This is a genomic window from Mycobacterium pseudoshottsii JCM 15466 (genome assembly GCF_003584745.1).
GTDB lineage: Bacteria > Actinomycetota > Actinomycetes > Mycobacteriales > Mycobacteriaceae > Mycobacterium > Mycobacterium marinum.
Genome location: NZ_AP018410.1, coordinates 2,646,734 through 2,660,499, shown reverse-complemented (window position 1 = coordinate 2,660,499; position 13,766 = coordinate 2,646,734). Strand labels below are relative to the sequence as shown.

Sequence of the window (13,766 nt, the reverse complement as noted above, 5' to 3'; positions counted from 1 at the left end):
CGACCACCCGCGCGCCGCTGGACCCGCGGCTGTGGCGGGCGTCGGCCGCGTTGCGGTGCTATCTGATCGCCTCGGTGACCTGCGGAGTGGTCATCTCGGGCTGTGCCATTGCGTCGGCGATCGTGCTGGCGAGCATGGTCGCGCGCGTCGCCAGCGACCCCTCGGCACGGTGTCTACGCTGCTGGCTGGGCTCGCTGTTGATGTTGTCGGCGCTGTGGGCGTTGCGCGCGGTGACGCACTGGCTGCAGGCGCGCCTGGGCCAGCGCGGGGCCAGCGCGGTGATCGCCGAGCTCAGTGGGCAGGTGCTGGAGTCGGTGACGGCCCACCAGCCCAACGAATTGGCGGCACAACGCGATGCCGCCGCGGTGGTGGTAACCCGCGGACTGGACGGCTTGCGACCCTATTTCACCGGTTACCTGCCCACGCTGTTTCTTGCGGCGATCCTGACCCCGGCCACCGTGGTGATGATCGCGGTCTACGACGTGAAGTCGGCGCTGATCGCGGTGATCACCCTTCCACTGATCCCGGTCTTCATGGTCTTGATCGGGTTGGCTACCGCTGAGCGGTCAGCGGCGGCTCTGGCCGCAATGGCCACCTTGCAGGCCCGATTGCTGGATCTGATCGCCGGAATCCCCACCCTGCGGGCGCTGGGCCGAGCCTCCGGCCCTGAACAACGCATCGCCGAGCTCAGCGCCGCGCATCGGCGCTCGGCCCTGGCGACACTGCGAATTGCCTTCTTGTCAGCTCTGGTGCTCGAACTGCTGGCGACTCTGGGCGTGGCTGTGATTGCCGTCAGCATCGGACTGCGCTTGGTGTTCGGTGAAATGACACTGACCGCCGGTCTCACAGTGTTACTGCTGGCCCCGGACGTGTACTGGCCGCTGCGCCGCATTGGCGTGGAGTTTCACGCCGCCCAGGACGGGAAATCCGCGGCCGACCAGGCATTCACGCTCATCGGCGAAACGGCTTGCACCCCACCGGCTCGACGAGCGGTAACCGCCCGTGAGGCGACGATCCACCTCCAAAATCTCAGCGTCACCGGACGCGACGGCCGATCACCACACAACTTGACCGCCACCATCGAACCCGGCCAGGTGACGGTGCTGACCGGACAAAACGGCGCGGGCAAGAGCACCACATTGCAGCTGATCGCGGGGCTCACCACGCCGTCAAACGGGCGGCTTACCGTCGCTGGAATCGACATCAGCGAGCTGGATCCCGTCGACTGGTGGCGCCAGTTGTCCTGGTTGCCGCAGCGTTCGGTGCTGATCCCCGGAACGGTCCGTGACAACCTGGTGCTACTTGGTGAGCCGGCCGATTTGGACAGCGCCTGCGCGGCGTCGGGCTTCGACGCGGTCCTGGCTGAGCTCCCGGACGGATTGGACACGGTGCTGGGCCGAGACGGCGTCGGTTTGTCGCTGGGGCAGCGACAACGTTTGGCCCTGGCCCGCGTCCTGGGATCGCCTTCCCCGGTGCTGCTACTCGACGAGCCCACCGCACACCTGGACTCGCGCACCGAGGAGCAAGTGCTGCAGGCCATCGCCGAACGGGCCCGCACCGGTGCGACCGTGGTGGTGGTCGGACATCGCGAACCGGTGGTTGCCATCGGCGACCAGGTAGTCGAGGTAACCCGCGACGGACTCGATACTCAGGCCGGCTATGTCCCGGTCTGATTCCCTATCGGCCGCATACGACCTGTTGCGTCCGAGGCTGCCCCGGGTGCTCGCCGCGATCGCCCTGGGGGTGTTGTCCCTGGGCAGCGCCCTGGCACTGGCCGGCGTGTCGGCCTGGCTGATAACCCGGGCATCGCAGATGCCGCCGGTGCTTGACCTATCGATCGCCGTCGTCGCGGTGCGGACGTTCGCGATCTCGCGGGGCGTTCTGCACTATTGCGAACGACTGGCCACCCACGACATCGCGCTACGCGCGGCAGGCACCGCGCGTGCCCGGATCTATCAGCGACTAGCCGAAGGACCGGTAGCAGCGGCATTCCGGTTATCCAGCGGCGACCTGGTGGCGCGCGTCGGTAGCGACGTTGACACCTTGGCTGACGTGCTGGTGCGCGCCCTGGTTCCGGTGGGCGTGGCGGCGGTGCTGGCACCGGCTGCGATCGGGGTGGTCGCGGTCATATCACTGCCGGCAGCTGCCGTGTTGACGATGTGCTTCATCGTGGCCGGGATAATTGCGCCGTCGCTTGCCCGCAGAGCGGCGCAATCACAGGAAGCGCTGGCCCGCCAGCATCATGCCGGCCGGGATGAGTCGGCGATGGTCGCCCTCGAACATGCCCCCGAGCTCCGGGTCGGCGGCGTGCTACCTGCAGTGATCGCGAAATCACAACGGCAACAACATGCCTGGGGCGAGGCCATGGATGCGGCGGCGCGTCCCGCCGCGATCGCCGAAGCCGTACCGACAGCGGCAATCGGAACAAGCGTGCTCGGAGCGGTGGTGGCCGGAATCCTCATGGCCCCCACCGTCGCGCCCACCACCCTGGCGGTCCTGATGTTGTTGCCCCTGTCTGCCTTCGAGGCCACGAACGCTCTCCCGGCCGCTGCGGTTCAGCTGACCCGGTCCCGAATCGCGTTGCACCGGTTGATCGAACTCGCTGGGCGCGACGTCAACCCGCCGACCGATACCGCGATCGCAACGCTGGAATCCCCCACGCTCGGCCAGCTGTCAGCGGATATCTATTCCGGCCATTCACGGGCCCACGCCACCCGGACCACGATCGAGCTGTCACCGGGGGCTCCGCTGGCCGTCACGGGCCCCAGCGGCTCCGGAAAGACGACCCTACTAATGACCCTGGCCGGGCTGCTATCGCCGCTACAGGGGCAGGTGCTATTGAACGGAATCAGTCTGACCCGGTTCGATGACGCCGAATTACGCAGCACCATTGGGTTTTTCGCTGAAGACGCGCACATCTTCGCGACTACCGTGCGCGACAACTTGCTGGTTGTCCGCGGAGATTGCACCGATGACGAGCTGGTGACCACCCTGGATAGGGTCGGCCTCGGCGCGTGGCTCGCCGGTCTTCCCCACGGCCTGTCGACGGTCTTGATCGGTGGCGCGCAGGCGGTCTCCGCGGGCCAGCGCCGACGGCTCCTGCTCGCCCGCGCAGCGCTTTCGCCTGCCCAGATCGTGCTCCTCGACGAACCCACCGAGCACCTCGACGCAATCGACGCCGATCGCATTCTTCGTTACCTCCTATCCTCGGAGACCGGTCTGCTACCCGTCGCCAAGACCATCGTGGTGGCCACCCACCACCTCTCCGAAAACATTCGGTGTGACCGAATGAACATCCCTTCCCGGCAAGAGGTTTCACCGAAGGTGACGCCGGCGCGGCATGAACTCCAGTGAGAGCAGTACGACCAGCAGCGGAATGACCTGAGTCACGGTGATCAACGCATACCGCCGCTGGTCGAGCGCGTGGAACTTGCACAGGTAGCGGTACAGCGACTCGAGGGAGATCAAGGGGTCAAGCAAGTGGATCAACAGGTAGAACAGGCGCTGCGGCCGGCTACGGTGACACTCGTCGAAGATTTCCGGAAACGCCGCGAATGCCAGTGACAGTCGCTGCGCCCCCGCGTCTTTGGCAGCAATGATCATGTCGACGCTGAGCCGTTCGTCGATCCCGTTCGGGGCCCCACTCCGACGCCACGGCACATCCAGGGAGTAGTCGCTACCGCGCCCGGCCGTCGTGAACCGGTCAAATCCCTGTACCCGCCCGGAAACATCGCGAGCAATGATCAGCTGCACCCCGGGGTATGTACCTTCGAGCACGCCGTCCAGACTCATGCAGAAGCCACGGTCGTTTCGGGCCCCTTTGGGTGATGCCAGCAGCATCTCGGCCAGCTCTGCCCGCCGTGTGTCGTCGAGCTCCTGCTCGGCCACGATTTCGGTGGTGATGCCCGCGTTGCGGGTGCGCTTGACGGCCTGACGCAGGTTGCGGAACTTTCGGCCCACCATGGCGAAGCTCCGCACGTCGATGACGACATCGCAACCGATGGGAACCGCGCGCAGGGATTGGCCGACCACCGCACGGTCGGCCCATAGGTCAAGCCGCCGCTCGCTGCAAGCCAAGACCGCGATCCGCCAGCCGTGGGTGTGACACATGGCGGCGAAGTCGGCGATCAGTTGCGGAAACTGCGATTCCGCACCAATGGGGTCGCCGGCGACGACCGCAAAACCCATCCGCGTCCGATATGCCAGCGCCGCGGTGCCGGCCGCGTTGAAGTGATAGCACTTGCCCGCCTGCATCGCGAACGGCGCCAACGGATCCGCACTGGTGGCGTTGATCAAGGCCCACACTCGCGGTAGTTCCTCGGGCCGCGGATGCGCCGACGTTGGCCACATCAGCACCAGTCCCGATCCGGCGATCAATAGTTCACCGGCCAGACTAAAAGACAACACATGCGCGCCCAAGCCAAGGACCAGGATCAAGGCGGCCACAATCGCATGCATCGCAGTCACCGGGCGCCCCAGGAAGATGCCTCGCGCGATCAGCGCCACCGCGGCCAGCACCGTCAACGACCAGCTCAGCCGGCCAGCGGCCTGCCAATCCTCGTGCCGGTAGTTTCGGGCCAGCAACGCAATGAGCCAGCAGGCCGCGCAGAACACCGCCAGTGCCCCAACGCAGCGGGCGGTGACAGAGTCGACGTTGACGACAACGCGTTCGCGTGCCCGAACGCGCGGCACAACCTCGACCGACGATCCGTCCACACTCACCTCCCGACAGCGCGATTCTCAGCTGGGCGGTGCGCCTACTACCAGGAACGTTACGCCTGAGCAGAGCCGGACCGGCCCAAGTTCAGGTGCTTGTCGTCGCCGCTGCGCGCATCCTCGCGCGGGGTCTATCGTCGTGCGGCGGGGAAATACTTCAGCACGCCTTCCTGCACCACCGTCGCCACCGGCTGGCCGGTGCGATTGAAGAAGTGCCCAGTGCCCAGGCCGCGTGAGTCTGCCGCCACCGGTGACGATGTGGAATACAGCACCCAATCGTTGAAGTCGACCTGCCGGTGAAACCACACCGAATGGTTGGCCGAGGCGGCGAAAATGCGGTCAAACCCCCAGGACAGGCCGTGGGTGGTGATCACCGAGTCCAGCACGGTGGTATCCGAGGAATACAGCATCGTCGCGGTGTGCAGGATCGGATCGTCGGGCAGTTTACCCAAAGCCTTTACCCAGACCCGGTTGTAGTGCAGCCGCTCCCCTTTGTCACGCATCACCCAGGACGGATCGTTGGTGTAGCGCCATTCGATCGGCTGCAGCGCGTTGACGAAGTGCGGAACGGTCTCCTCGTAGCCGCGCAGCAGCTCGCCAATGGGCGGGCGAGTTTCTGGATCGGCCACCGGCGGCGGCTCGACACCATGCTCGAGCCCACGCCCGCCCGACATGTAGGAGATCATCGCCGAGGACAGCAGCGTCCCATTCTGCACCGCGTCGATCCGTCGATTGGCGAAACGACGCTCGTCGCGCAGCCGCACCACCTGGAATTCGATGTCTTTCGTCGTGTCGCCACCGTTGATGAAGTGCACCGAGAGCGCGCTGGGCGCTAGATCGTCTCGAAGCAACGTGCGGCTGCTGGCAACAAATGACTGAGCCATCAGCAGCCCACCGAATGTTCGCATCGGGTTCTTGCTGGGATGGGCCCCGATGAACCGATCATCCGCGACGCGTTTGAGGTCTAGGACCGCGAGCAGTTCCTCGAAGTCCGACTTGGCTTCGTCTCGCACGTTGGGCTCATCGCCGGCCGGCATGGGCTCGCTCTCCTCCAGATTCGGTGGCCGAGCTCAGGCGGCGCTTCGCGGTCGCACGGATTCCTGGGTGGGACTCAATTCCCCGGCTCCTGGGCCAGGTTAGACGTCGTCCTCACCGATCCGGTGCACGTGAATCAGATTGGTCGAACCCACGGTCCCCGGCGGTGCACCCGCGACGATGACCACCAGATCACCACGCTTGTAGCGGCCGAGTTCTAGCAGCGATTTGTCGACCTGCCGAATCATGCCGTCAGTCGAGTCCATCTCCGGGACGATGAAAGTCTCGGTGCCCCAGGTCATCGCGAGCTGACTGCGCACCTCGGGCCAAGCGGTGAAGGCCAGCAGCGGCAATGGGGTATGCAGCCGAGCAAGCCGTCGCACGGTATCGCCGGACTGAGTGAAGGCGACCAACGCCTTGGCGTCGAGTCGTTCACCGATGTCGCGGGCCGCATAGGAGATCACTCCCCGCTTGGTGCGCGGCACATGGGTCAACGGCGGGGCCGCCGTCGAGTTCTCTTCAACCGCGCAGACGATGCGCGACATCGTCCGGACCGCAGCAAGTGGGTACTTGCCCACCGAGGTCTCACCGGACAGCATCAGGGCATCGGCGCCGTCAAGCACGGCGTTGGCGACGTCAGAGGCCTCGGCACGGGTGGGCCGCGAGTTCTCGATCATCGAGTCGAGCATCTGGGTCGCCACGATCACCGGTTTGGCGTTCTCCCGGGCGATCTGGATGGCCCGCTTCTGTACCAGCGGGACCTCTTCCAGCGGCAGCTCTACCCCCAGGTCGCCGCGGGCCACCATGACGGCGTCGAATGCCAACACGATGGCTTCGAGATTGTCGATCGCTTCGGGCTTTTCCAGCTTCGCGATCACCGGAACTCGCCGGCCGATCCGGTCCATCACCTCATGCACGAGTTCCACGTCCGAAGGCGACCGCACGAAGGACAGCGCGACCATGTCGACACCCAGGTTGAGCGCGAACGTGAGGTCGTCGATGTCCTTCTCCGATAGCGCCGGCGCAGATACATTCATCCCCGGCAGGGAGATTCCCTTGTTGTTGCTGACCGGGCCGCCTTCTACGACTGTGCAGACCACGTCGTTGCCGTCGATGTGATCGACGATCAATCCGACCTTGCCGTCATCAACGAGCACTCGGTCACCGGCTACCGCATCCTGGGCCAGCCTCTTGTAGGTGGTGGATACCCGGTCACGGCACCCTTCACACTCCTCGACCGTGATCCGGACCGTGTCCCCGTCAGCCCAATAGGTCGGCCCATCAGCGAAGCGGCCCAACCTGATCTTCGGGCCTTGCAGATCGGCGAGCACGCCGACCGCACGCCCCGTGGCGTCAGAGGCAGCACGCACGCGTTCATATGCGGCTTCGTGATCCGCGTAGTCGCCATGGCTGAAGTTCATTCGGGCGACGTCCATTCCGGCTTCGACCAGCTCTTTGACCAAGTCGTCCTGTTGCGTAGCCGGCCCGAGGGTGCAGACGATCTTTCCGCGTCTAGTCACGCCGTCAAAGCATAGTCGTGGTTGTGAGTCGCCGGTGTTTCGCACTGATATCGGCCCGGATTGGATCCGCGGATCATCAACCGCGGCTTCGCTCACCGTTAGTGCAACGGAGTCCTCTGGCGGGGCACCAAAACCCGCGGTGACCAAGGCACATCGTCACCCGCGTCCACCGCCGCCAACCTCGGATGCGGGGCTGGATCCGGCGCTGGAAGTCTGCGCTGCCCGGGCAACTTTGGGATCCGGGCCAGCGCGGCGCGGGTCGACGCACGCGCGGGCCCGCCGCCAGCCGAACGCGAGTTTCAGCTCAACAGCCCCGCGGGCAAGGGCGTGCGCGGGTCCGGCGGAGATGTCGGACACGCCTCTTGCAAAAGGTGCCGAACAATTCCCAGTTTGAGAAACTGGTCACATGGGCAACTACAGCGGCATGAATGCATCTCACGTCGTCCGTTTCCTAGGGCCGGCGGTGATAACGGCTTGCGACCTCAGCGCTTCCGTGTTTTCTGCCGTCGCCATTCCGTCTGCATCCGCCGAGCCATGCCCCGATGTCGAGGTGGTGTTTGCCCGCGGCACCGGCGAACCGCCCGGCCTTGGCCCCACCGGCCAGGCATTCGTCAACTCTCTGCGTTCGCACATCGGCGGGCGATCACTCGACGTGTACCCGGTCAACTATCCGGCCAGCGACAACTGGGACACCGGCCTGGACGGCATCAGAGATGCGGGCACTCATGTCGTTTCGATGGCGGGACAATGCCCCCAGACCAAGATGGTGCTGGGCGGCTACTCACAGGGCGCAGCGGTGGTGGGCTTTGTCACCTCTGCTGCGGTGCCAGCCGGAGTCGATCCCGCGACCGTCCCCAAGCCGCTGCAACCGGATGTGGCTGAGCACGTCGCTGCGGTGGTCCTGTTCGGCATGCCGAATGTGCGGGCCATGGACTTTCTGGGTGAACCCGCCGTTGAAATCGGCCCTGCCTACCAGGCGAAGACCATCAAGGTCTGCGTCCCCGAGGATCCGGTTTGTTCCGACGGCCTCAATTTCGCCGCGCATAATGCCTACGCCGACGACGGGGCCGTGGTCGATCAGGGGGTGGCGTTTGCCGCCAGCCGACTCGGTGGAGACCCAGGCGGGCCGGTGCCGGCTCCGTCGTCCGGTTTCGGCAACTGAGGACGGTGCCCTCGACCGCGGTCAAGGACCATAGACGGCGGGCACCAGCGGAAATCCGGGCAGGTTGCGCAGCACCGTCCATACGATCATCGCTACCCCGACCACGATCATCGCCGCTAGCGGCAGCGATGTGCGGCCCCGGCGTCGGCGCAGCAGGGCCCACGCTCCCAGCACAGGGATCCCGACAAGCAGGAAGATGTTGTCGTTGATGCTGGCCACCAGGTCACCGTGCAACAGGTCATGCACCATCCGTAGGCCGCCGCAGGCGGGACAATCCCAACCGGTGAGCCACTTGAACGGACACGCTGGGTAGGCCGAATTCGCGCCGTGCGGGTCGACCAAACCGATGTAGCCAAGGGCCGCGGCCAACAATCCGGCCGACGCTACGGCGCCATAGCGGCCGGGGCGCTGGCTATGTACATCGCGCCGCCCCGGCTCGGCGCAGCCCTGACTAGGTTCCATCACGCAACGGGCGACCCCACGGGTCGCTGACTTTGTCGGTCAAGATCAGCACCGCGTCAATGACACCCCAGACCAAGGCGCCTAGGCCACACGTCAACCAGCCCACAAGTAATTGCGCGATACCCATCCCGGTGTGACCCATGTAGATCCGGCCGATGCCCGCGATTCCGAACAGCCCCAGTAGCTGCAGCAACCCCGCAACCGTCTTCGACTTATCTGAAAACGGCTGGCCGGTAACGGGATGCCGGCCAAAAGGCGCCGCTGGGTCGTAGTAACTGCGGGGCGCCGAGTAGTCCGGATAGTACGGCGGCGGAAATGGCGGTGGGTATCCCGGTTGCTGTCCGGGACCAGCGCCGCCGCCGGCCCACGACTGGTCAGTCACCATTTCAGCATGCCAGATCCGATGAGCTGGTGCCCGAGCCGCTCGCCGAACTTGGCGGCCTGACGGCTACCGGCCCGAACGACGCATCCGGTTCCTCAGCCGCCACGCCAACCTTGCCGGGTTGGGCCGGTATCGCCGTCCACCGCCGCGCTCGGAGGCGGGCCCTCGCCGTCGCCAGCCGAGGTTTGGTCGGAGCCCTGCTCGATAGTTTGGCTCTGCTCCAACTCACTTTGGGTGTCGGATTCACCGGACGAAGTGTCCTCGGCCGAGTCCTCCGGTGCGGACTCGTCGGCTTCGGGCTCCTCGGAGTCTGCGGCGGGCTCGGGCGACTCATCGCCGGATTCTTCGGCTTCGGTTGCCGTGGCGTCAACGTCAACGTCAGCGTCCTCGGCCGCGACAGCGTCGAGATCGTCGCTCGCCGGCTCGGCGGGCTCGCCATCACCCTCGTCGGCGTCCGTCGCTTCAGCGGCCGCCACCGCCTCCGCTTCGGGCTCTTGGGGTTCGATCTCTTCGATATCTGCTTGCTCGACCACGACCTCGGGTTCTGCCGCGGTGGAGTCGTCGTCTGGCTCAGCATCGGCCTCGCCTGCCTCGTCAACCCCCTTTTGGCCACCATCTATGGCCTGCGCTGTCTTGTCCTCGGCCTCAGACCCCTCGGCCTCAGCGACCTCTTCTGCCTCTTTTGGCTCGTCCTCGCCCGCCTCAGCCTCTTCGGCCTCAGCGGCCACTTCGACCTCACCCTCGACCGCCTCGGCAGCCTCTATCTCACCCACCTCGGGTGCCTCAGCCTCAGCCGCCTCGTCAACCGCCTCTACCTCACCCACCTCAGCCTCTTCAGCCTCAGCAGCCGCCTCAACCTCGCCCTCGACCGCCTCAGCAACCTCTACCTCACCCGACTCAGCCTCTTCAGCCTCCTCAACCTCGCCCTCGACCGCCTCAGCAACCTCTACCTCACCCGGCTCAGCCTCTTCAGCCTCCTCAACCTCACCCTCGACCGCCTCAGCAACCTCTACCTCACCCGACTCAGCCTCTTCAGCCTCCTCAACCTCACCCTCGACCGCCTCAGCAACCTCTACCTCACCCGACTCAGCCTCTTCAGCCTCCTCAACCTCACCCTCGACCGCCTCAGCAACCTCTACCTCACCCGGCTCAGCCTCTTCAGCCTCCTCAACCTCACCCTCGACCGCCTCAGCAACCTCTACCTCACCCGGCTCAGCCTCTTCAGCCTCCTCAACCTCACCCTCGACCGCCTCAGCAACCTCTACCTCACCCACCTCAGCCTCAGGCGCCTCAGCCTCAGCAGCCTCGCCAACCTCACCCTCGACCGCGTCGGACGCTTCGTATCGGCTGTCGACTCATCTCCGGCGACCGCCGAACCAACGGTTTCTGGTTCGGCGACTTCGGCCGCCTTGGCCGTTTCTGCCAGTCCGGTTGGCTCGTCGCCTTCCGTATCGCCAGCTGGCGCTGCGGCGGTCGCGACCTCGCCGGCAGGTTCGGGTTCGGGCACTTCGTCAGCAGCGGCGGCCGTACCACGCACGCTTGCCGGATCCTCGCGGCCTTTGGGCGCCAAGATGATGTAGACAACTGCGCCAATGAACACGAACGTCGACGTGAAAGAGTTGATTCGGATGCCAGCGATGTGTGTAGCGGTGTCGTCGCGCAACAACTCGACGCAGAACCGCCCGACGCAATACAAGGCCACATAGGACGCGAACAATCGACCGTGACCGATTGTGAAGCGGCGGTCCAGATAGATCAACGCGGCGAATACCAGCAGGTTCCAAATCAACTCGTAGAGGAACGTCGGTTGCACCACGACCGCGACCTGCCCGGTCGAGACGCCGTCGAGCGAATGAACGTCGACGAATCCGGAGGGATCCCGACGATAGAAAATCTCCAGGCCCCACGGCACCGTGGTCTCGCGGCCGTACAGCTCCTGGTTGAAGTAATTCCCGAGCCGACCGATCGCTTGGCCCATCACCACGCCTGGTGCGACCGCGTCCAAGAAGGCAGGTAGTGGAATTCCGCGACGACGACAGCCGATCCAGGCTCCAACGGTGCCCAGCGTCACTGCACCCCAGATACCGAGGCCGCCATCCCAGATGCGCAGCGCCGCGCCCAACCCGGCGCCGCCTTCGCCAAAGTATGTCTGCCAGTCGGTGCTCAGGTGGTACAGACGCCCGCCGATCAAACCAAACGGGACCATCCACAAAGCGATGTCGTAGATCACCCCGCGCTCACCGCCGCGTGCGGCGAAACGCCGGTCACCGATCATCAGGCCCATAACGATCCCGATGATGATGAAGAATGCGTACGCGCGAATCGGCAGTGGCCCGAGATGCCAGACGCCACGCGGCGGACTGGGGAAATACGCAAGTACGGTCGCCGTCATGGCGAGTTCCTCTGGCGAACGCCAGCGGCAAGTTCCTCCGTCAGTGAGCGCAAACTCGGCAATCCGTCGCCCAACGCCGATACCAACGCCGATCCCACGATGACACCGTCGGCGTAGCGGCCGATCTCGGCGGCCTGTTCCCGCGACCGCACCCCCAAACCAACACCGACGGGTATGTCAGACACCGCCTTGACCCTCGCCACCAGATCGGGCGCAGCGTTCGACACAGCGTCGCGCGCGCCGGTCACCCCCATGGTCGACGCGGCATATACAAACCCGCGTGACGCCGCGACGGTGTTGGCCAGGCGTTCGGGTGTTGACGACGGCGCCACCAGAAAGATGCGGTCCAGCCCGTGTTCATCGGAGGCGGCAAGCCACTGTTGGGCCTCGTCGGGGATGAGGTCGGGAGTGATCAGCCCGTGCCCGCCGGCGGCCGCCAGATCCCGTGCGAATGCATCGACCCCGTACCGCAGCACCGGGTTCCAGTACGTCATCACAACGGCACGCCCGCCGGCCTTGCTTATCGATTCGACCGCGGTCAACGCGTCCCGGACTCGCACTCCCCCGCTCAGCGCCGCCTCGGTAGCCCGCTGGATAGTCGGGCCATCCATGCCCGGATCCGAGTAGGGAACGCCGACTTCGACTATGTCGCAACCTGATTCGACGAGCTCAGTCATCGCTCGCACCGATGTGTTCACGTCGGGGTAACCGGTGGGCAGATATCCGATCAACGCCGCGCGATTTTCTGCGCGGCACGAATCGAAAAGCGGTCCCAGCCTGCTGGCTTCGCGTTGTTCAACAGTCATGATCAAACCGACTTGTTCGCGCTGCCGCCAGGCGTCAGCAGACCGAACCATTTGGCGGCCGTTTCGACATCCTTGTCGCCCCGCCCCGACAAATTCACCACAATCACCGCACCCTTTCCCAGCTCACGACCCAGCTTGAGAGCACCGGCCACCGCATGGGCGGATTCGATGGCGGGGATGATGCCTTCCATCCGGCATAGCAGGCCGAATGCCTCCATCGCCTCGGAGTCGGTAATCGGCTGGTAAGTGACGCGCCCGATGTCCTTGAGCCAGGCATGTTCGGGGCCGACCCCGGGATAGTCCAGACCCGCTGAGATCGAATGGGATTCGATGGTTTGACCGTCTTCGTCCTGCAGCAAGTAGGAGAAGGAGCCCTGGAACGCTCCGGGCGAACCACCGGCAAACGTCGCCGCGTGCCGACCCGTCTCGACGCCGTCGCCTGCCGCCTCAAATCCCACCAATCGAACATCGGGATCGTCGAGAAATGCATGAAAGATCCCGATTGCATTGGATCCTCCACCGACGCATGCCACGACCGCATCAGGCAGCTTGCCCGCCTGACCTTGGATCTGCACACGAGCCTCCATGCCGATGATCCGCTGAAAATCGCGAACCATGGTCGGGAAGGGATGGGGCCCAGCCGCGGTACCAAAGCAGTAGTAGGTGCGATCGGCGTTGGTGACCCAATCCCGGAATGCCTCATTGATGGCGTCTTTGAGGGTTTTTGAACCGGTTTCCACGGCGACGACCTCAGCGCCGAGCAACCGCATCCTGGCTACGTTGAGCGCCTGACGCGCGGTGTCAACGGCCCCCATGTAGATGACACATTCCAGGCCCAGCAGCGCACACGCGGTGGCCGTAGCCACACCATGCTGTCCGGCGCCGGTCTCGGCGATCACCCGGGTCTTCCCCATCCGGCGGGCCAGCAATGCCTGACCGAGCACATTGTTGATTTTGTGAGAGCCGGTGTGGTTTAGGTCTTCTCGCTTCAGGAAGATTCGAGCTGAGCCAGCGTGCTCGCTGAGCCTGGTGGCTTCGTACAGCGGCGACGGCCGACCGGCGTAGTGCGTTTGCAGCCGATCGAGCGTGTCCAGGAAGTCCTGGTTTACCCGCTCTTTCTCGTACGCGACGGTGACCTCTTCGATCACCGCCATGAGCGCCTCTGGGACGTAACGGCCACCGTAGGCGCCGAAATGCCCGCCTGAATCGGGATCGTGGGAGGTCCGTTCTGCAATCGCGGAACTGGTCCGCGGCAGGTCCGGGCGAGATAGGTCAGCCATCACCGAAGCTC

General features: G+C 65.1%; 10 protein-coding genes and 1 pseudogene. 3 read left to right on the top strand and 8 right to left on the bottom strand.

Annotated features, from left to right (window positions below; genetic code table 11):
• Positions 1-74 precede the first annotated feature (74 nt).
• Together cydD and cydC are read left to right on the top strand one after the other, a co-directional pair.
• The gene (gene cydD, locus MPSD_RS12120) at positions 75-1,673 is read left to right on the top strand and encodes a thiol reductant ABC exporter subunit CydD (protein ID WP_051153797.1); all 1,599 of its coding nucleotides are present in this window, start codon (positions 75-77) and stop codon (positions 1,671-1,673) included.
• Positions 1,660-3,354 carry a thiol reductant ABC exporter subunit CydC gene (gene cydC, locus MPSD_RS12115; RefSeq protein WP_086085306.1) on the top strand — a complete coding sequence of 565 codons (1,695 nt, stop codon included), beginning with the start codon at positions 1,660-1,662 and terminating at the stop codon, positions 3,352-3,354. The genes cydD and cydC overlap by 14 nt, the downstream gene beginning before the upstream one ends.
• Here cydC and MPSD_RS12110 read toward each other — a convergent pair.
• The 3 genes from MPSD_RS12110 to pyk form a co-directional block, all read right to left on the bottom strand.
• A complete protein-coding gene (locus tag MPSD_RS12110) occupies positions 3,316-4,716 on the bottom strand; it encodes a bifunctional lysylphosphatidylglycerol flippase/synthetase MprF (protein WP_015355986.1) in 1,401 nt (466 codons plus the stop codon). The genes cydC and MPSD_RS12110 overlap by 39 nt on opposite strands.
• Positions 4,717-4,847: 131 nt before the next feature.
• The gene (locus MPSD_RS12105; protein WP_020787683.1) at positions 4,848-5,753 is read right to left on the bottom strand and encodes an acyl-CoA thioesterase II; all 906 of its coding nucleotides are present in this window, start codon (positions 5,751-5,753) and stop codon (positions 4,848-4,850) included.
• 99 nt (positions 5,754-5,852) lie between these two features.
• Positions 5,853-7,271, bottom strand: coding sequence for a pyruvate kinase (gene pyk / locus MPSD_RS12100; protein ID WP_011739723.1), 1,419 nt, complete (start codon positions 7,269-7,271; stop codon positions 5,853-5,855).
• Between the two features lie 406 nt (positions 7,272-7,677).
• Between pyk and MPSD_RS12095 the strand changes: the two genes are divergently transcribed.
• Entirely contained in the window at positions 7,678-8,433 is a 756-nt protein-coding gene (locus tag MPSD_RS12095; protein ID WP_086085305.1) for a cutinase family protein, read from the top strand.
• 21 nt (positions 8,434-8,454) lie between these two features.
• On the opposite strand, the gene MPSD_RS12090 is transcribed toward MPSD_RS12095, so the two are convergent.
• The 5 genes and pseudogenes from MPSD_RS12090 to trpB all read right to left on the bottom strand — a co-directional run bounded on the left by MPSD_RS12090 (position 8,455) and on the right by trpB (position 13,755).
• A complete protein-coding gene (locus tag MPSD_RS12090; protein WP_015355989.1) occupies positions 8,455-8,895 on the bottom strand; it encodes a DUF2752 domain-containing protein in 441 nt (146 codons plus the stop codon).
• Complete coding sequence (locus tag MPSD_RS12085) at positions 8,885-9,280, bottom strand: NINE protein (protein ID WP_012394163.1); 396 nt, start codon at positions 9,278-9,280, stop codon at positions 8,885-8,887. Before MPSD_RS12085 ends, MPSD_RS12090 begins: the two co-directional genes overlap by 11 nt.
• Before the next feature lie 63 nt (positions 9,281-9,343).
• Positions 9,344-11,669 (bottom strand): annotated as a pseudogene (locus MPSD_RS30780) (prolipoprotein diacylglyceryl transferase).
• Positions 11,666-12,478, bottom strand: coding sequence for a tryptophan synthase subunit alpha (gene trpA, locus MPSD_RS12075; protein WP_036427377.1), 813 nt, complete (start codon positions 12,476-12,478; stop codon positions 11,666-11,668). The pseudogene MPSD_RS30780 and the gene trpA overlap by 4 nt, the downstream one beginning before the upstream one ends.
• Positions 12,478-13,755 (bottom strand): tryptophan synthase subunit beta, encoded by a 1,278-nt coding sequence (trpB, locus tag MPSD_RS12070; RefSeq protein ID WP_012394160.1) that lies wholly within the window; start codon positions 13,753-13,755, stop codon positions 12,478-12,480. The genes trpA and trpB overlap by 1 nt, the downstream gene beginning before the upstream one ends.
• Between the last annotated feature and the right edge of the window lie 11 nt (positions 13,756-13,766).

Bases quoted from the DNA above. Each gene is read 5' to 3' on its own strand.
- cydC (WP_086085306.1), top strand. From the start codon at position 1,660: ATGTCCCGGTCTGATTCCCTATCGGCCGCATACGACCTGTTGCGTCCG.
- MPSD_RS12105 (WP_020787683.1), bottom strand. From the start codon at position 5,753: ATGCCGGCCGGCGATGAGCCCAACGTGCGAGACGAAGCCAAGTCGGAC.
- MPSD_RS12095 (WP_086085305.1), top strand. From the start codon at position 7,678: ATGGGCAACTACAGCGGCATGAATGCATCTCACGTCGTCCGTTTCCTA.
- MPSD_RS12090 (WP_015355989.1), bottom strand. From the start codon at position 8,895: ATGGAACCTAGTCAGGGCTGCGCCGAGCCGGGGCGGCGCGATGTACAT.
- MPSD_RS12085 (WP_012394163.1), bottom strand. From the start codon at position 9,280: ATGGTGACTGACCAGTCGTGGGCCGGCGGCGGCGCTGGTCCCGGACAG.
- trpB (WP_012394160.1), bottom strand. From the start codon at position 13,755: ATGGCTGACCTATCTCGCCCGGACCTGCCGCGGACCAGTTCCGCGATT.